Source organism: Flavobacterium sp. GW821-FHT12A05 (assembly GCF_058807735.1).
In genome coordinates this window covers 567,056-587,797 of the sequence record NZ_JBXAQY010000003.1, presented here as the reverse complement: position 1 = coordinate 587,797, position 20,742 = coordinate 567,056, and the positions used below count along the sequence as shown (strand labels likewise).

At 36.6% G+C, this 20,742-nt stretch carries 10 protein-coding genes; 1 reads left to right on the top strand and 9 read right to left on the bottom strand.

Annotated features, from left to right (window positions below):
- Nucleotides 1–2 precede the first annotated feature (2 nt).
- The gene (locus AC1RRQ_RS08960; protein WP_493022680.1) at nt 3–2,204 is read left to right on the top strand and encodes a xanthine dehydrogenase family protein molybdopterin-binding subunit; all 2,202 of its coding nucleotides are present in this window, start codon (nt 3–5) and stop codon (nt 2,202–2,204) included.
- Nucleotides 2,205–2,417: 213 nt separating this feature from the next.
- Here the strand turns inward: AC1RRQ_RS08960 and AC1RRQ_RS08955 are convergent, their stop codons facing one another.
- The 9 genes from AC1RRQ_RS08955 to AC1RRQ_RS08915 form a co-directional block, all read right to left on the bottom strand.
- Nucleotides 2,418–2,981 (bottom strand): DUF2911 domain-containing protein, encoded by a 564-nt coding sequence (locus AC1RRQ_RS08955; RefSeq protein WP_493022679.1) that lies wholly within the window; start codon nt 2,979–2,981, stop codon nt 2,418–2,420.
- Between the two features lie 103 nt (nt 2,982–3,084).
- Entirely contained in the window at nt 3,085–4,887 is a 1,803-nt protein-coding gene (locus AC1RRQ_RS08950) for a glycoside hydrolase family 2 protein (RefSeq protein ID WP_493022678.1), read from the bottom strand.
- Between the two features lie 9 nt (nt 4,888–4,896).
- Nucleotides 4,897–6,027: a T9SS type A sorting domain-containing protein gene (locus AC1RRQ_RS08945; protein ID WP_493022677.1), complete on the bottom strand. Its 1,131-nt coding sequence runs from the start codon at nt 6,025–6,027 to the stop codon at nt 4,897–4,899.
- Between the two features lie 124 nt (nt 6,028–6,151).
- Complete coding sequence (locus tag AC1RRQ_RS08940) at nt 6,152–8,572, bottom strand: glycoside hydrolase family 2 protein (RefSeq protein WP_493022676.1); 2,421 nt, start codon at nt 8,570–8,572, stop codon at nt 6,152–6,154.
- Nucleotides 8,573–8,655: 83 nt separating this feature from the next.
- On the bottom strand, nt 8,656–9,831 hold the full coding sequence (locus AC1RRQ_RS08935; RefSeq protein ID WP_493022675.1) for a glycoside hydrolase family 88 protein: 1,176 nt from the start codon (nt 9,829–9,831) through the stop codon (nt 8,656–8,658).
- A gap of 185 nt (nt 9,832–10,016) precedes the next feature.
- Nucleotides 10,017–11,537 carry a RagB/SusD family nutrient uptake outer membrane protein gene (locus tag AC1RRQ_RS08930; RefSeq protein WP_493022674.1) on the bottom strand — a complete coding sequence of 507 codons (1,521 nt, stop codon included), beginning with the start codon at nt 11,535–11,537 and terminating at the stop codon, nt 10,017–10,019.
- Between the two features lie 15 nt (nt 11,538–11,552).
- Nucleotides 11,553–14,555 (bottom strand): SusC/RagA family TonB-linked outer membrane protein, encoded by a 3,003-nt coding sequence (locus tag AC1RRQ_RS08925; RefSeq protein WP_493022673.1) that lies wholly within the window; start codon nt 14,553–14,555, stop codon nt 11,553–11,555.
- A 213-nt stretch (nt 14,556–14,768) separates the two neighbouring features.
- A complete protein-coding gene (locus tag AC1RRQ_RS08920) occupies nt 14,769–18,860 on the bottom strand; it encodes a two-component regulator propeller domain-containing protein (RefSeq protein ID WP_493022672.1) in 4,092 nt (1,363 codons plus the stop codon).
- A 96-nt stretch (nt 18,861–18,956) separates the two neighbouring features.
- Entirely contained in the window at nt 18,957–20,546 is a 1,590-nt protein-coding gene (locus AC1RRQ_RS08915) for a hypothetical protein (protein WP_493022671.1), read from the bottom strand.
- Nucleotides 20,547–20,742 lie beyond the last annotated feature (196 nt).

Below are 20,742 nucleotides of genomic sequence, written 5' to 3'. Positions count from 1 at the left end.
TTATGAGCAAGACAAGTAATATTAATAGAGTTGACGGATTTGCTAAAGTAACGGGTTCAGCGACTTATTCGGCAGAATACAAAACGGCTGGCGTTGTGTATGCCTGTTTGGTTGGAAGCACGATTGCAAAAGGAAGAATCAAAACCATTGATACTAAAAAAGCCGAATGGGCGCCGGGAGTTTTGGCGGTTATTACGCATTTAAATGTAGATAAACCTGTTGGCTACGAAAAAGCAAAAGACAAACATAATTTCGGGCAGCCGCTGCAGATTTTCAAAGATGATTCGGTTTTGTATTACGATCAGCCAATTGCTTTGGTTATTGCCGATACTTTCGAACGTATGCAATATGCCGCGAGTTTAATTAAAGCCGATTATTTTAAAGAAGAACATTCGACTGAACTTAAAAAAGCTGCCGATAAAGAGAAAAAAGTTGAAACAGATAAAGGAAATGATTACCATCGCGGTGAACATGACGGATATAAAAATGCAGAAGTAGTTTTAGAAGCCGAATACACGATTCCAACCGAAGTTCATAATCCAATGGAGCTGGCGAATATTATTGCTAAATGGGAAGGAAATAAACCTGTTTTATATACCAAAAGTCAAGGTGTTGAAGGAACGCGAAAAAGTGTTGCCGGAGTTTTTGGAGTTCCGGTTGAAGACGTTGAGGTTCATTCAGAATATCTTGGAGGAGCATTCGGGATGGGATTACACACCTGGCCGTATGAAATTGCAGCATTAATTGGTTCTAAGAAATTAAATCGTCCGGTAAAATTAGTTTTACACCGCGAGCAGATGTTTACAAACGTAGGTTTTAGACCTTACACGATTCAGAAAATGGGTCTTGGCGCAACAAAAGCCGGAAAACTGACAGGATTAACTCATGAAGCGGTTGCCATGACTTCGAGCTATGAGGATTTTATGGAAGGAACGGTAAACATGTCCCGATTTATTTATGATTGTGCCAATGTTTCGACACGTTACAGAATTGTGCCTTTGGATACCTGCACACCAATTTGGATGCGCGGTCCGGGAGAGGCTACGGGTTCTTTTGCATTAGAATCGGCTATGGACGAACTGGCGCATAAATTAAATATGGATCCAATTGAATTTCGAAAGCTGAATTATGCCGAGAAAGATTTGGAACAAAATAAACCCTGGAGCAGTAAATATCTTCTGGAGTGTTACGAGGGCGGAATGGAACGCATTGGCTGGAAAAACCGTAAAAATGAACCGGGTTCTGTCAAAGAAGGAAACTGGCTGGTTGGCTACGGAATGGGAACAGGAACTTTTGGCTGTTATAGAAGCCCGACTTCTGTAAAAGCAAAATTTTTACCCGATGGAAATTTAGTACTGCAATGCAGTGTAAACGATATGGGACCTGGAACTGCAACCATGATGACGGCAATTGGAGCCGAAATTACAGGTCTTCCTGCCGAGAATGTCATCATTGAAATGGGAAAAAGCGGATTGCCAAAAGGCCCGACACAGGGAGGATCGGCAACGACTTCGTCTGTGGGTTCTGCTGTGCATGATTCTTGTAATTTATTAGTTAGTAAAGTATTAGAATTGGCAACACAAAACCCAACTTTTAAAGGAATCGCTATTACAGATTTAACTTTTGAAAATGGTTTGATTTCATCTAAAAAAGATAAAACTAAAACGCTTACTTTAACTTCTTTATTGAGTGCTAATAAACTAGACGGATTAGAAGTTGAAAATCTCTCAAAAGGAGCAGAAGAAGCGAAGAAATACTCCATTTATTCGTTTTCAGTTCACTTTGTAAAAGTATTGGTGAATCCGAATTTAGGTAAAATACGATTGGCGCACGTGGTTTCTTGTGCCGATATAGGAACGGTTATCAACCAAAAAACATCAGCTGGGCAAATGTACGGCGGTGCAGTGGGAGGAATAGGAATGGGGTTAATGGAAGCATTGGAAATAGATCATCGTTTTGGTCGTCCAATCAACAATAATTTTGCCGATTACCATGTTCCCGTAAATGCTGATATTGAAAAACAGGAAGTTTTCTTCGTTAATAAAAAAGACCCCATCAGCAACCCAATGGGAACCAAAGGTCTTGGTGAAACTGCTTTGGTAGGAATGGCGCCCGCAATTGCAAATGCGGTTTTTAACGCAACCGGAAAACGCGTAAGGGATTTACCAATTACGCTGGATAAAATTATAGAAACTGTTGCTTAAATTTTTAGCCACAGATTAAAGAGGATTAAAAATGATTTTTTTTATAGCAACGAATTACACGAATTTGCACTAATTTTTTTTCCAATTGATAATTTAAATTTGTGTAATTGCTTCGCCTGTTCGCTATCGCTCGGGTCGTGGCAAAAAAAGAAAAGTCGCAAAGCTTAAAAAAACTTTGCGACTTTGTGCCTTCGTGGCATATATCATTAAAACTTATTTAACCGTAATTGGCAATTCAACAGTTGTTTTATCCCATCCAATAACTAAATTAGCTGTAGAACCCTGAGCTGTAAAAGCAATTGATAAAGCTTCGATTACTTCATTTACTGGTTTTACAGGAACTGAAACTCTTACCACGTCTTTGCTTTCGTCGTAAGCATAAGCACCCCATAAATCGATTTCTTTATTGATAATAATAGTCCATTTGTCTTTTTCAGGAATAGCAAATAAGCTGTAAGTTCCTGCTGGAATATTTTTACCGCCAATTGTTACGGCTTTATAAAATTTAATTTCAGTGTTTTCATTAGCACCAACTCTCCAAACTTCTCCAAACTTAACGATATCACCAAAAATAGTGCGTCCTTTTGCTGAAGGTCTGGCGTAAGTCACTTTTACAACAGGATTTGGATTGTCTGTTTTTTTGAATTTAACTGCTTTGTTAGGGAAATAAGAAATATCAACCGGACTAGCATCAAGCGGAGCAAATTTTGCCACATCTTGAGCCTGTACTGTAAAGGCAGCGAACAAAGTAACTGCCAATAAACATAATTTTTTCATAGGTTTACAATTTTTAGAATAACCACAAAGTAAGTTAATAATGAAGAAAAATCATATAAAAATAGTTTGTTTTTTGTTAATGAATTGGTAATGGCTGTTAAATTTAATTTTGCTCTTTTTTCTTTTTAGCATACCAATCCTGCATGATGTAAAAAGCTTTCTTCTTTTCACCGTCGTTTGAAATCAAACCTTTACGATTGTAACCGTCCTGAATTCCTGGAAGTAATCGTTTTGGTGATCTGAAATCAACTAAAATCCAAGGACTCGTTCCGCTTAAGTGTGGAATCTTTTCGATCATTTTTAAATTCTGGATGTATAAATATTCCTGATATTCTTCTGTCCAACGCTCGTTTTTCTCTCCGTGAAAGCCCGCTTTTGCATCACCTCCAAATTCAGAAACAAAAACAGGTTTGTTGTATGGCGTAGTCCAGAATGTTTTCTCGGCATTTTCTAAGTTACCGCCGTACCAGCCTAAATATTGATTAAAAGCAATAATGTCAAGCGATTTACCAATTTCATCGTCAATTTTTCCATTGTGTGTTAATAAAGCCGCACTGATTAACCTTGTATTATCTAATGATTTTGTATGATTTACCAAATTTGTGATAAAAGTATTTCGAGCGTCAGAAACCGGAGTTTCATTTGCCATAGACCAAATCACAATACTGGCTCTGTTTTTATCTCTTGTAATAGCGGCAGTTAACTGATCTTGGGCATTTTTATAGGTATTTTCATTTTTAAATTCAACTGTCCAGTAAACCGGAATTTCTTCCCAAACCATTAATCCCATTTTATCAGCCTCTCTAACCATGTTTTCGTTATGCGGATAATGTGCCAGACGAACATAATTACAGCCTAATTCTTTTGCCCAGTTTAGTAAACGCAAAGCATCTTCTTCAGAATTAGCACGTCCGCCTTTAGCATTTTCCTCATGAATAGAGATTCCTCTTAAAAAGACTGGTTTTCCGTTTAATAAGATTTTGTCTCCTTGAGTTTCAATAGTTCTAAAACCAATTTTATCGTTTAATTTTTGTCCGTTAAAAGTAACGGCAACATCATATAATTTTGGACTTTCAGGCGACCAGTAAGAGATTTTTTTCGCTGGAATTTCAAAATTTAAAATTCCGTCAGCACCAATTTTTCCTTTATAATTAATTTTTAATTCTGGAATAGCAATCGAAACCTGATTTTTTGCCGGATCCAAATTGTTGATTTTAATAAATCCGGAAATAACATTGGCATTCCCTTTTTTCAGCTGAATATTATAATCTTCAATAAAAGAAGCTTCTTCTTCAATTAAAGTAACATCGCGTGTAATCCCGCCGTAATTCCACCAATCGGTATTAACTGTAGGAACATCTTCTTTATGACGCGTATTATCAACTTTAATGACCAAAAAGTTGTCTTTTGGTTGTACGATTGAAGTAACTTCATAATTAAACGGAGTAAAACCGCCTTCGTGAGTTCCGAGTTTTTTTCCGTTTAAATAAACAACGGCTTTGTAATTAATGGCTCCCAAATACACAAAAAGACGTTTGTTAGCGGCCAGATTGTAATCGAAAGACTTTTTAAACCAAACATTTCCTTCGTAATATTTCAGTTCGGGAACTTGTGAATTCCAGTCGCCCGGAATATTGATAGTGGGTGATTTATCAAAATCATATTCTACTAATTCCTGTTTGTTTACTGCGTGATAATTAGTAAAAAAGGCTCCTTTAGCCGGTTTTTCCTGTTTGTCGTATTGGTCAAGGTGAAAGCTGTAAAAACCAGTTTGGTAAGGATCGACAATGTAATTCCAAACGCCGTTTAATGATGTGGTGTTTCGGTTTGGCACATTGGAGATTAAACCTTGAGATTGTCCAATAAAGGCTGATGTCAGCAGTAAAAGGGTAATTAGTTTTTTCATTTGTAATATTTATTTTTTAATCATTTTTATACCTTTCGAAAAGGTATTCTCTTTTTTGAATTTGATAATATAAAGCCCCGATTTCAAAGACGATATATTCACATTTTCAGATAGGGTATCATGGGTAATAACTTGTTTGCCGCTGCTGTCGTAAATTCGTAATCCTGAATATTGATTTAAGATAACTTCTGACAGCTGTAATTTATCTCCAACAGGGTTTGGAAATTGTATAGACGTTTTTTCTTCTGCATGTTCTTTTGAAGATAAAGTAGTCAATTCTTCAATGCTAAAATCAGAAAAACGCATAGCTTCGTCTCTCATATTGGCAATATCGGCCAGACTGCGATAAATTCCCCATTTTGGTCGAATAAAAGAATTGGCTGCATATACAACGCCTGTTGCTGATGTGTATGCAGGACGAATTGTTTGAATATTAGCATTGCTGTAATCCATCAAAACAGTTCCGTCGCTTACTTTTTTTATAATTATAGAATAAGTTCCCTGCAATCCGACCTTTACGGTTTCTACAGCTTCAACCCAAATTCCTTCAAACAAAGACATGTTTAGATTTTGATATTTTATGGTTGCCGCTGCCGCATCTTTATCATAAATTAATTCCAATCTTGTTCCTCCGTTAGATAATTTTCGCAGTGTTAAAGTAAACAGAGGATCGTCATCGTCACCATCTACTGCTTTTACCTGATGAATGTGCGTAAAACTTGTAGTAGGCTTAAATCCTGCCGGCACTTTAAAACGCCATTTGTATTGAACCGTTTCACCAATTACGGCTTTTAAATTATCAGGAGAAGGATTGTACGATTTAATCTCAACACGCTGTCTGTCCGTTTTTCCCGCTACAGGTTCATTATCTGGAGGCGTATTACTCACATGAGAATAAAACTCAAAAACATTTTTGTTCAGTTCCGTATCAAAAACCTCGGCAATATGACGTCCAAAACCGGGATGAATCGCATCTGGAGCTTCAATTGCTCCGTTTGCCGTTCCAGGAGCTAATGCATTTGTAATAAGCTCGTAAGTACCAACTCCGTCAGGGCCATCGGCATTTAAGGTTACTACTTGTGCATTACCAGCAAAACTTGTCAATACTAAAACGATAATGTAAAAAGGGGTATTTTTCATAAGTATTTAGTTTAATTGATTGTTTTTCTCATTTTGTCGAGTCACGCGTGAGATCCTTCGTTCCTCAGGATGACAAGATTGTGTGTAAACTTTGCTCCCGATAGCTATCGGGATTCCGGTTAAGCTAATTAACCGGAATCTTCAAATATTCTCCTTTAAAACTTTGGTTCAGCGCTGTCATTTCAATTGGATTACCTGAACCATCCGGGATTACTTCGATCGAAGCTTTTCCGTTTGCCATTTTTATAGATTCGCTTCCTGTTGGTGTTCCTTGGTTTTTTAAGGTTTTACCGCCTTTTAAGCATTGAAAATAAACACTTTCCTCATAATCTAAACAACGTAAATTACTATTGTCAATTGCAATTGCTGTAACCAGATAATTACCATTTTTTAATTTTTCCGAAGACAATTGAAGCGAAGAAGCCGTATCATTTTTATTGAAACGATAATTCACTTTTATGGTATCAGAAACCGTTTTTCCATCTTTGGTTTTACCAATGGCAATTAGAATATTTTCTCCTTTTTTAAAGTTGACATCCCAAGTTAAACCATTTGCAGGATATAGAGAAAGGTTGCGCTGTTTCTCTCCAAGTGCTTTTCCGTCATGGAATAAAGTTACTTTTTCGCAATTGCTGAAAACGCTGATTGTTCTCGGCAGATTCTCAGGACCTTGACGTTCTGTCCAGGTATGCGATTCTATGTAAGCGAAAGGTTCTTTTGCCCAATAACTTTTAAAAACATAATACGCATCTTTCGGAATTCCGTTTCGGTCTACAAGTCCTTTTTGATTCATGTACGGAATATCATCTTCCGGACGTAACGGCGTTGCAAAATCCTTAAATGCCCATTGAACATTACCCACGAACTCCGGATCATTCTCGGATATATGCAAATGCCAGTCAAATAAATCTACGATATAATTTTCGCTCCAGTCACCAATTTGTGCAATATTGGCCACTTTCGTCTGTACGATTGCTTCTTCCCAGCCTTCTGATTTTATTACATTTTCGCCTGTTACCGGATTCTCGCTGTGACGCCCTACGTGGCTGTCACCGCCATATTCGGCATGAATGAAATGTTTGTATTCTTTTTTGTAAACATCAATTGCTTTTTGGTAGCTTTTATAACTTCCGGAATACCAGCCAGACCATATAGAAGGGGAGAACACATCTACAATATGAGAGCCTTCGTAATATTTTCTAATTGCTGTTTTTCTGGTTGGATCAAGTTTATGTGCAATGTCGTTTAACTCAGATAAAATAACATTTGTTTTTTCGGTATTATCGCCGTCAGGAAAATCAGGAAGCCAGTTCATTTCATTTCCAAGCGACCAGATTATAATACTTGGATGATTGTAATTTTGATTGATGATTTCTGCCAGCATATTTTTGGTATTCGTTTTCCAAACTTCATTACCAATACCGCCGCGGCACCAAGGCAGTTCGTCCCAAACCAATAAACCAAGTTCGTCACAGGCTTTGTAAACTTCCGGATCTTGCGGATAATGCGCCAGACGAACAAAATTAGCGCCCATGTTTTTGATCGATCTCATATCTGCCCAATGCTGTTCGTTGCTCATAGCAGCGCCAACTCCGGCTTGTTCTTCATGACGGTGCGTACCACGAATTAATAAACGTTTTCCGTTAAGGTAAAAAGGGCCGTGATCTTTAAATTCAAACCATCTAAAACCTACTTTTTCGGCAACGCTGTCTCTAACTTGATTTTTTTCGGATAAAACAGCAGTTAGTTTGTATAAATTCGGTTTTTCGGTATCCCAAAGTTCTGGGTTTTTGATGTTTTCGAAAGTAATTGTCGAAGTTTTATCCGTTACAGGAATCGTTTTGCTTGCCACCTTTTTTCCTTTTGGAGTTTTAAGTGTTACCGTTAACGATAAATCTTTTGAATTATCGGCATTTACAAAAGAAGAAACGATTTCTACCGAAGCTTTTTTAGCCGAAACTTCGGGAGTTGTAATCTTTAAATTCTCGATATGGTTTTTGTATTTTGAAACCAGCCATACATCGCGCGTGATTCCTCCGTAAATAAAGAAATCACTTTTTTGAGACGGAATAATTTCGATGTCGTAACTATTATCAACGCGAACAAAAATATCGTTGTTTCCTTCTTTAATGAAGTTGGTAATGTCTATTGAAAAGCCAATATAACCGCCAATATGACCTCCGGCTTCTTTACCGTTTACATATACTTTTGTGGTCACGTTTGAACCTTCAAAGTATAACGAATAGACTTTGTTTTTATCGATCTGCGAAATATTTAATTTCTTTTGATACCAGCTGGCATCGCGTCTGTAACCCGGATTTAAATCGGTTGCATCTTCGGCGTTCCAGGTATGCGGTAAATTCAGAGAAGTCCAGTTTGTCGCTTTCTGTGCTTCGTTGAGGTTTGAGGTATGATTTTCTAAATAAAGCCAATTGTCGTTAATATTCATCTTTGTCTGAGCAAAACTGCTGCTCAGACAAATCTGAAAAAAAACAAAAAGCGCAAAAATTGAAAATGTATTATTTTGATATAATGAGTTCTTCATAGGTTTTTTTTAGGTTCTGAGGTTCTAAGGTACTGAGGTGCTGAGGCTAAAAACCTTAGTTCCTTAGCACCTTAGTCCCTTAGTTACTTTCTTCTTAATAATGCTTCCAGAAAATAATAATCGGCGTAGATTATTGGTTCGTCAATTTCATCATGTTTTGGCCAGTTTCCTGTGCTGTGATCAAAAAGAAAAGGCGCCTTAATTTTAGAATCTAAAATATATTTGTCGGTTTGTACCGATGCCATCAGTTTATCGGCGAAAGCCAGATAAGTTTGATTTTTAGTATAGCCGTATAATTCATATAATGCCGATGCCATCACCATTGCGGCAGAAACATCGCGCGGTGAATTTGGAATACTTGGATCTTTAAAATCCCAATACGGAATTCCGTCTTCAGGCAGATTTTTATTTGTCATAAAAAATTTTGCTGTTGCCTCGGCCTGCTTTAAATAGGCAGGATCTTTTGTGTAGCGATAAGACATCGTAAATCCGTAAACGGCCCATCCTTGGCCTCGTGCCCAAACCGAATCGTCATTGTAACCCTGAAGTGTTGTTTTCTTTCTAACTTCGCCTGTATTTGGGTTATAATCGATAACATGGTAACAGCTGTTATCTTCTCTAAACTGATTTTTCAGTGTTGTATTAGCGTGTTGAATCGCTACGTCACGGTATTTTGGATTTCCTGATAATTTAGAAGCTTCAAAAAGCAATTCCAGATTCATCATATTATCGATGATAACCGGATAATCCCAAATCTCTTTATTGAAATCCCAAGAACGAATGGAACCCACTTTTGGATTGAATCTTTTGCATAAAGTTTCGGCGCCTTTAATAATTACGGCTTCGTAGTCTTTCTTGTCTTCCACTTTTAGGGCTTCTCCAAAACTGCAAAACACTTTAAAACCTACGTCATGCGAATTACTGTTGACACTTTCTTTCTTGCTGAAAGGAGTCCATTTTTGAGCTTGTTCCTTATATTTTGAGTCGCCTGTTAAACGGTATAACTGCCAAAGATTTCCGGCAAAAAAACCGCTTGTCCAGTCTCTCGAAGGGACTTTGCGAATCTCATTGGTTTTGATATTCATACTTCTGGGCATCGACATAGAATCTACCGGATAATCGAGTAACATTTTGTAACGCGTTTCCAAGAGGCTGTTTGCTGCCGTTGTGTTTTTTGTTTGAGAGTTAATCCCAGGTTTGCATGCTGTTACCAGCGATGCAAAGCCAAGAATTAAACAAATGAAACTAACTTTATTCATGTGCAGGTATTATTTTTTTAATGGAATATGATATCGCCACTTTTCAGTTTTATGCCGAATCATGGCGATCTCTTACTAATTAATATAACCTGTAGCGTGTATTCTAACAGATAGAGACATAGCTTAAAAATCTATGCTTCTATGAATTCGATATTTCACGCAGCAGCTATATTAATTTTAATCTTTTAGTAACCAGGATTGTTTGGTTTTAAATTAGGGTTAATGGCCAATTCTGTTCCTGGTAACGGCCATAAATAATCTTTGTTTGGATCAAAATTAGCGTGTGGTTCAAGACCTGCAGGACCAAATACTTCCGGACCATTTTTAAGTCTCTTAATATCGTACCATCTTACGTATTCAAAAGCCAGTTCTAATCTTCTTTCATCAATAACCATTTTTCTAAAATCGGCCTGAGATAATCCCGGTGTTACGTTTGCAGGGAAAGAAACCAGTCTTCCTGCTTTATTTCTCGCTCTTGCACGAACACGGTTTACATATCCATCTGCTTCTGTAGTTCCCGGTGTAATTTCGTTTAAAGCTTCGGCAGCAGTAAGTAAAACTTCGGCAAAACGCATCGTGATGTAATTGTGCTGTGAAGTTCTTCCGTTAGCGCCTGCTTTTCCAGGAAAACGGAAATACTTAGCAATATGCGGACGAGGCGCTTTTTCGTTATCGCTTGAAGGGAAAACCTGCAAAGCACCGCCCGGACCTGTTTTCTTTCTAATAATGGTATCAAAACTTACGGCTCTTCTGTAATCTCTTTGATCCCAGGTGTTGAATACTTTTAAAGAAGGAACGGCAACAGAAAATCCTTGTCCGTAGCTGTAACTGTCATCTTTTAATGATCCTGTAAAGAATGCTGTATAATCCTGACCGTAATTTCCAGAAGTTAAATTGTTGAAATCGACTGTAAATAATGGTTCTTTTAATGAAGCTGTTTTTGTAGCATTAAATAAATCCTGAAAATCAGCATCAAGACCTAAACCAAATTTTGCCTCGTTTGTTATTACATATTTAGCTTCGTCATAAGCTTTTTGGTATTGTCCTAAAGTCAAATAAACAGAGGATAAGTAACCTGCAGCTGTACCTTTTCCAGGAACGGCTTTTACTTTTGGTTTGTCTTCAAGCCATTTTTTGGCAAATTCTAAATCGGCAATAATTTTTGGGTACACATCAGCTTCTTTGGTTTTGCTTAATGAATTTACCTGTCCTACATCGTTTACAACAAAATCAATGTATGGAATGTCTCCAAAAAGACGCACCAAATGATAGTAAGCAAATGCTCTTGCAAAATAAGCCTGAGCCACAATTGCGTTTACTTTTGCAGGATCTCCAGGTGTTTTTTTAGCGCCTTCAATTGCCTGATTTGCTGCCGTAATGATAATATACGATTGAGGCCAGAAGTTTGCCACAAGTGCATTGGTATCATTCATTGTCATATCGTTGACATCAATACGTGCCGCCTGAGTGGTTCTATCACCAATGTCGGCCATATCATCGCGAAGCATTAACGCAATTGTAAATTCTCTTCCCCAATAGTTATTGTGTGCAATGTTAGCAAAAGCTCCGTTTACGGCCGCTTGTAAATCATCTGTATTATTGAAAAAGTTTTCTGGACGAATAACTCCTACCGGATGTTCTTCCAGATCAGAACAGGCAAAAAAAGTGAGTGTTCCGATGAAAAGAAAAGCTATATATTTTTTCATAGTATTTTTATTAGACTAAAATTTTACATTAAATCCTATTGTAAACGTTCTCACGTTAGGATATCCTCCATAATCCAATCCTAAATTGGTATTACTTCTTGAGTTGTTGTCGTTTAAGTAACTGGTTTCAGGATCTGTTCCCGGATAATTGGTAATCGTCCAAAGGTTTTGCCCGCTGATGTAAAAACGAACCTTGCTTAAACCCATTTTAGAAACAATTTTGTCATCTAAGCTGTATCCTAAAGAGATGTTTTTCAAACGAACGTAACTTCCGTCGTAAACAAATCTCGAAGTAACTCTTTTAGTTCTCGCCGCATTAATAGGCACATTTGTGTTTGTATTTGTTGGAGTCCATGAGTTTAAAACTTCTGTTGTAGCATTGTTGTTACCAGAAGCCAGTTCCATTAATGTATAATTTAAGATTTCGCCTCCTTGAGAACCTTGAAAGAAGATATTTAAATCAAGATTTTTATAAGTGAAATCATTATTTAATCCAAAGATGAAATCAGGATTTGGATTTCCTATGATAGTTTTGTCATTAGAATCTAATTTTCCGTCACCATTAACATCTCTAAATTTTTCTCCTCCTGCAATTGTTTCAAAGTTTCCTGGTAAAACAGCTTCACCTTGTTGAATAACGCCGTCATAAATAAACCCGAAGAAAGAACCAACCGGCTGACCCACTCTTAAAATCTGAGATTCTGTAGCCAGGAAGTGACCCGGAGTAGAGTTGATTAATAAATCTTTATTATCGGCTAATTTTAATACTTTGTTTTTGTTTGATGAGATATTAAAGCTGGTAGACCAAGTGAAATCTGCTCCAATAAAGTTTTTAGAATTAATAGCCAATTCCCATCCTTTGTTTTCTAATTCTCCAACGTTTTGAAGCTGAGAAGCAATTCCCGAAACTCCCGGAAGCGGTCTGTTAAACAATAAATCTTTTGTGATTGTTTTGTAATAATCTGCCGTAATACTGATTCGGTTATCAAATAAACCTAAATCAATTCCGTAATCCTGCTGATAAGAAGTTTCCCATTTCAAATTCGGATTATCTAAAGAAGTTAACTGAACCGCATTTACAATTACGTCACCGCTCACATCATAAATTTCTGAGAATCTCGAAAGAGTAGTGTAAGGACCAATTGACGGATTTCCTGTTGCACCATAACTGGCTCTTAATTTAAGGTTTGAAACCGTTTTGCTGTCTTTTAAGAAATTTTCTTTACCAATATTCCATCCAATTGCTCCAGAAGGGAAAGTTCCGTATTTGTAATTTTTACTAAAGCTTGAAGAACCGTCTCGTCTGGCCGTAAATGTTAGTAAATATTTATCATCATAATCAAAATTCAACCTTCCGAAAGCAGAAATTAATTCCGTCTCAGATAAATTAGAATCTGGTTTTAAAAATACAGTTCCGGCACCAAGATTACGATAAGAATTAGTATTGGTTAAAAATCCTCGTGAAGCAGCATACGAACTTTCGTTTTTGTTTTTTTGATACGAGTAACCAGCCAAAACCGTTAAAACTCCTTTTTCTATAACTTCACGTTTAAAAGTCAAATAGTTTTCTGTTAAGAAAGAAGAAAATCTGGTGTTGTTTACAGAAGCTTCTCCTTTGATGTTTTTCCCTGCAATTAAAGTAGAAGGAATAAATCTTCCGGTCTGCGAATTATTATCAGTTAAACCTAAAGTGGTTTTAAAATTAAGGTCTTTTGTAATTTGATACGATGCAAAGAAGTTGTTTCTGTTTACGATAGAAACAGTTTCAAGAATGTTTTCCATTGCCGTAGCATACGGGTTATCGATATCATCACCAATTGGAGCCGTTGTTGTAAAAGTTCCATCGGCATTATAAATTCCTTTGTCTGGCATGAATCTGTAAGCAGAAGCAATTACACCCGCAGCACCAGTTCCTCCAGCGCCTGTCTGGCTCACAATTCCGTCTTTGTTTTGTTTGCTTGTAAACGTGTTTAAACCTACTTTAAATTTAGGAGATAAATCGGCTTCAAGATTACTTACAATGGTATATCTGTCAATTCCAGAATTAATTACAACTCCATTTTGGTTGAAATACGTTCCGGAAACATAATATTTCACGGCATCAGATCCGCCTGAAAATGACAATTGTGTATTCGAAATCATTCCATCACGATAAATAACATCCTGCCAGTCTGTATTTGCAGGTCCTTGTGTATGTGTGGTAAAACTTTTTCTGTACGCCGCAAACTGATCTGCATTTAATAAGTGCAGTTTATTATTTACAGATTGTACTGATGTAGAGTTGCTGAATTCAATTACCGGTTTTCCTGGTTTCCCTTTTTTAGTGGTAACCATAATAACCCCATTTGATCCTCTTGATCCGTAAATGGCTGTTGCCGAAGCATCTTTTAAAACTTCGATAGAAGCAATATCCTGAGGTGCCGGCATTGAAACTCCTGCAAATCCATCCACTACTACAAGGGCATCACCGCTCGCATTGATAGAAGTACCGCCGCGGACTCTGATTTTTACCGGAGCGCCAGGCTCACCGCCATTATTACTTTGTACCGAAACCCCTGCTGCACGGCCTTGTAAAGCCTGCTCAGCACTTAAAACAGGATAAGCAGTAAGCTCTTTTGCTGTTACAGAAGAAACAGAACCGGTAATGTCGCTCTTTTTACGAGTACCGTAACCTACTACAATTACTTCATCAAGATTTTTAGTGTCTGGTTTTAAACTTACATTTATTACCGTTTTATTTCCTACCGGAATTTCGACTGTTTGATAACCCACGAAATTGAAAACTAAAACAGGATTTTTCTCTGAAATGATAACAGTATAATTTCCATCCATATCTGCAGATGCTCCAACTGAGGAGTTTTTAATATAGACATTCGCACCAGGCAGCCCGAGTAAATCTTCGCTTGAAGTTACTTTTCCGGTAACTTTTCGTTCCTGTGCATTCATCACGATATTTACCAGTAAAAAAGTTACCAGTAAAAACCATTTAAACGGTTTGATTTTTTGGTTTGTCAACATTCATTTTTTGGTTTTAAGGTTAATGTTAGATAAAGTAGAAAAGCAATAAACTCATTCCGATTATAATAATCACAAATAGAATTTGCAGCAATAATAGGTTTGTTTTTTTGATTTTCATATCGCAAATGTATACCCCGAAAACGATATAGAAATACAAAAAAGGGTATCTAAAAATACAGATACCCTTTTTTAAACCCTTAAAACACTAGGTTTTTATAATACAACCGTCGATTTGTAAAATTTATCTGAGTATTGAGATGGAGTTTCTCCATACTTTTTTTGAAAGCATTTACTAAAGTATTTCGGATTGTTGAAACCAACCTTATAACTGATTTCTGAAATGTTTAATTTGTTTTGTTCCAATAATTGAGCGGCGCGTTTTAACCTGATTTCATGAATGAATTCATTTGGCGTAAAATTCGTCCACGCTTTTACTTTTAAAAATAACATGGTGCGGCTTACACCTAATTCTGAACAGAAAAACGGAATATCAAATTGTTCATTCGAAATGTTTTCTTCTACAATTTTAAATGCTTTTTTCAATAGTTCTTCATCCAGAGACGAAACCGTAATTTCCGAAGGAATAAAACTGTCTTCGCTCGAAAACTTGATTTTTAAACGTTCGGTTGTGTTTAAAAGGTTTTTAACGCGGAGCTTAAACTCCATCAAATTAAATGGTTTACTGATGTAATCATCGGCACCGCTTTCAAGTCCTTCAAATTTATAAACCAATGAAGATCTCGAAGTCAGCAAAATAACCGGAATATGGCTGGTTTTAATGTTTTCCTTAATTTTAGAACAAAGCTCAGTTCCTACCATTTCCGGCATAATAACGTCGCTTATAATTAAATTAGGCACATATTTTTGTGCTTTTTCAAAAGCAATTCTGCCATTTTCGGCCTCAATAATATTGTAATCTTTTTTGAGCAGGTTTTTCATGAACTTTCTCAAAACCTTATGATCTTCAACAAGTAAAATAGTCTGCTTTTCGTCGTTAACAATTAAGTCGTCGATATCTTCATTTTCTATTGTTTCGGCCGGTTCCAGCTGAGCAGCATATTGCTCGATATCATCACTGATTTTAAAATCAGGAATAATTTCGGTGTCTAAAAGATGTTCGCGTCCAAGCGGTAACGTTACTTTAAAAATAACACCACCCGAAGTTTTATTGGTAACATCAATGCTTCCTTTATGCAGTTTTACGATGTTTTTTACGATAGAAAGTCCAATTCCGGTTCCTTTATTGTAGTTTTTCTGAACCTGATTGTGCATCGGAATCTCAAAAAACAAATTAAAAATTTTATCGATATGTTCTTCCGAAATTCCCACTCCTGAATCTTCAACGGCAATAAACAGATTTTCCTGATCGTGATCTATTTTAATGCTGATAGAACCGCCTTTCGGCGTATATCGAAACGCATTCGAAATCAAATTATAAAATACACGTTCGAGTTTATATCGATCAAAATAAACCAGAATTTCATCATCCGAAGATTCGAAATTATAGTCGTAACCGCCATCTTTGGCATATTCTATAAAAGATAAAAAGATTTCTTTGGTGAATTTTACAATATTTCCGTTAGCCGATTCGAGCGTTGCCTGATCGTTTTCTAGTTTTCTAAAATCCATTAAACGGTTAATTAAACTCAAAAGATGATTCGCGCTTCCTTCAATCACCAACAGCTTTTTGTACATTTCGTTAGTTCCGTTATAATCGGATAAAATTTGCTGCAACGGCCCTAAAATCAAAGTTAAAGGTGTTCTGAATTCATGCGAAATATTGGTAAAGAAATCCAGCTTTGCACGGTTGTTTTCTTCAATACGTTTGGTTTCCAGATATTCCAGTTCCAGTTTCTGTTTCAATCTGGCTTTCGATTTCATGATCCAGATTAAACCATATAAACCAAGTCCAATTATAATTCCGTACAATAAAAACGCCCAAATACTGCGCCACGGAGCCGGATTTACAATAACGGTTAGCGTTGTTGGGTTTTTGTTCCAAACACCGTCATTATTAGCGCCGCGAACTTCAAAAGTATAAGTTCCTGGATTTTGAATAGCAAAATTGGCTTCGGCATTTTTGGTCGTGGTCCAGTTGTTTTCCAAACCGGTTAAACGATAACTGTATTGATTGTTTTTGGATCGAATATAATTAGGAATCGCAAAATTTATCGAGAAATTCGCCTTATCATAATCCAGCGTAATGGTTTGGGTAAAACCAATGCTTTTTTCTAAAATTCCATCTTTATCGTTGGCATGTATGGTTTCGTTTTTGATTTTTAAATCGGTAATTAAAACCTGCGGGGCATATTGATTTAAGGAAATTTTTGTGGCATCAAAATAAGTCGCACCAGACGGACTTCCGAAATAAAACTTATTCGAATCTAGTTTTAAAGCCGAATTATCGTTGAATTCATTACTGGCCAAACCGTCTTTTTGATCGTAAATCACAACCGTTTTCAGGTTTGTATTGTATTTAATGATTCCCTGATTGGTACTGATCCAAAGGTTTTTATCGTCATCTTCTAAAATAGAATGTATGGAGGTAATAACCGTATTTCCTATTCTGAGGTTAATGCGGTTGAATTTTTTTCCATCAAAATAATGCAGTCCTTTTGCTTTTGTTCCTACCCAGATTCTGTTTTGAGAATCCTGAAATAAAGTCAAAATATCATCGCCGGATAAAGCGCTGTGATCATAAAAGAAATGCTGAATGGAATATTGCTGCGGATTAAAATTGCGTAAAGGAATACGGTTTAAACCATTTTGAGTTCCAACCCAAAGTGAGTTTTGTTTGTCGACTAAAATAGTTCGAATGATATTATTGGTCAGGAAAACGGGTTTTGTATTATCGTTGCCAATAACCTGAAACGTTTTATTTGCTGTATCATAACGAATTAAGCCTTTTCCGAAAGTTCCAATCCATAAAATAGGACCTTCGGTTTTAAGCGAATAAACGCCGCTTTCTTTTAATGACGTGAGTAAATCCGGAGTAATTCGGTTGTCTTCAATTCTTTTTGAAACGGTATTGTAAGCTGATAATCCTTTAGAGAAAGTTCCAATCCATAAAATATGATCCTCAGAAAGACACATTGATTTAATGTCATTTTTGTTCGATTGGCCCGTTTTGCTGTTGATGTAACTCGTCGCTTCGGTTTTTTTATTGTAAATCGTGATACCGCCGCCTTCGGTACCAAAATAAATATTATCGTTTTTATCGGCAATAATCGAACTGACAACATCAAAACTCATCGGAATCTTTTTTGAATTCTGATTGTAATTAGAGAAATTGACATTTGAAATATCCCAAAGATTAACGCCTTTGTAATAACAGCCAATCCAGATGGAGCCTTTTTTATCCATATAAACCGACTTTACTTTGTCGATTCCGTTGCTGTTGTTGCTGTTGTTTATTTTTTGCAGACTTTTATCTAAACCTAAAATATAGATTCCATCGTAAGTTCCAATCCATAAAGAACCATGGCTGTCAGTCACTAAAGCACGAATATCAGTATTGATTTCGCTGTATTTGGCAGGATCTAAGAAAGAAACAAACGCTTTTTGTTTTTGATCGAATTTTAAAAGTCCTTTATTTTTTGTTCCTACCCATAAATTACCGTTTTTATCTTCGATTACAGATTGAACATTTAATAAATCAGTCGTATTAAGGGGATAATTTTTAAACGAAAATTTATCGCCTTTTCTGCTCGTTAACAGGCATAAACCTTTTGTGGTTCCAATCCAGATTTCGCCTTTTTTGGTTTTTAAAATACTTAAAATATTATTGCTCGGAAGAGAAGAAGTATCTGTATCAGAATGAAAAATAGAAGTAAAGTTTCCTGTGCTTTTATTTAAAATCGTTAATCCTTTTGAAGTTCCAAACCACATTTCGCCTCCAATTTCCTTAATGCTCCAAACTGCATTATTGCTTATGGTATGATTGGCTTTGGTATGAAGATATCTTGTAAATTTATTCGAAACAGGATCGTAACAATTTAAACCATTGTAAGTTCCAACCCATATTTTTCCTAAATTATCCTCGGCAATGGCTAAAATATCATTGTTGCTGATGGAAGATTTATCATTAACATCGTTTCTAAAAACAGTAAATCGGCTGCCATCGTATTTGTTTAGACCATCGCGCGTACCAAACCACATCTGACCCAATTTATCCTGATGTATGGCAATGACAGAACTCTGCGAAAGTCCGTCGGTGGTAGAAAAGTTTTTAAGGCGGTATTTATTTTGGGAAAACAGATTTCCGGAAACAAATAAAATTACGAGAAAAGCTACTTTATATTTCATAGCGGTATTATTTTAAGGTTCAAAGTGGCAAAGGAGCAGAGGTTCAAAGGCTTAACAAAGAAAACTTTGCACCTTTGTACCTCTGAGCCTTTGATCCTATTTTAAGCGTCTGCTTAATTGATAATCATACAAAGACGGAATTTTTTCTACAGGCGCGTTTAAAAATTCAATATAAGCGTCGGGTTCGTATTTTACTTCAAATTTGGTATTTCCGTGTACACCAATAATTCTGGCCAAAGGGCCGTCTTTCATTCCGTACAGCAAAACCGGTTTTGTTTGATCCGGATTTGAAACCTGAACGTTTAAATTCCAAAATGTACTGAAAGGCCCGTGTGAAGGCTTCCAGTAATCTGCACCGCCGCCGCCAAATAAGTAATAGCTGTTGTTTTTATCAGCCGTTATGTGAACCGTAATATTATCAAATAGATTTTGATGATTCGCCCCAGAATGCTGATCTAAAAGCGGATCTGCAAACAGCTCACAATTTTGATATACGTTTTTTGTCGCAAAAGTGTTGAAACTTAATGGATGAACCGTTTTATTGTAAATTTTTAAATTCTTCACGAGCACATTATGTACACCGCCTAAAGTAACGGTATAATGTGATAAATGCGGGCCATCGGTAATAATATCCTGAACCGTAACATTTGCGATTTCTTCGCCCAGAATACCGCTGTCGGCATTGGTAATTTTTACATCTTTTACCCAGCTGTTAAAAAGACGCGTTAAGAAAATAGCATTACTTCCCGGCTCAACATGATGCGCCACTCTTGGAATATCTGGAAAAGTAAAACGCAGCTGTTCGATTCCTACTTCATTTAAATGTTTCCATTCGACCAATTGTGCCTGATAACTTGGTTTTACTGAGATAGTCAAAGGCGTTTTAATAGTGATTTTTGAACCCGAAATTTTAACGATTTCAACCTGCTGTCTTACGATAGGGAGTTTTGGAAATTTCCAGTGATGTGATCCTGGTTTTACGTTGGCACCTTGATACAAGTCTTTAATGATTTCGCCGTTTTCACCGTCTTTATTAAACAATTGTAATTCGACGATATCACCAATTTTTAGATTTTTTACCTCAGAAACCGTAATAATATGTTCGGCCATTTTACCAGAACTTACTTTGGCCAAAACATTTGGTTCCGGCTCGTATTTATCCAGATATGATTTTACGCGCTCACCCGGAATTTGTGTCCAGATAAAACCACCCGACCACGCATATTGAGAAAAAGGCAGATCGACATTATTTTCCGGTTCGCGTTGTCTTTTGTCAAAAGTCGTTAGATATTCGCGAAGTTCCGCCAGAGATTCCGAATCTTTTAAATACATCATCGGTCTCGGAAAATAAATTTCAGTTCCGTTTTCGCCAGAACCCGCACCGCGAAGTACAAAATTGCTTCTTTCGATATATAGAATATCACTAAGAATAATTCGGCCTTCCGGTAATTGTAAAATGACATTTCCCTCAACTGCATTTGCTGCTTTTAAAGCTTTTAACAGTGCCTTTGAATCGTCTAAATTGTCATTTGCTTTTACGCCAAAATCGACAGCGTTAATAATTTTTCCCTGACTTTCTGGAAGTTTGCTTTCTCCAAAATGATATCCGGCATAACTAAAATCCGGAAGATAATTTGTTTTTGAAGTAACAATTTTGGGTATTTCCTGCGCCAGTAAAGTGTTCATAAAAAGGCAGCAGGATATAAGTATGGTTTGGCGAATCATGGTTTTGTGGTTTTTGTGGTTAGTTAGTTTTTTTGTTTTGCCACGAAGGCGCTAAGGCACGAATTTTTTTTAGCCACAGATTAAAAGGATTAAAAAGATTTTTTTTTACGCAGATTTGGCAGATTATAGCAGATTTTATTATGTATAAATTATCTGC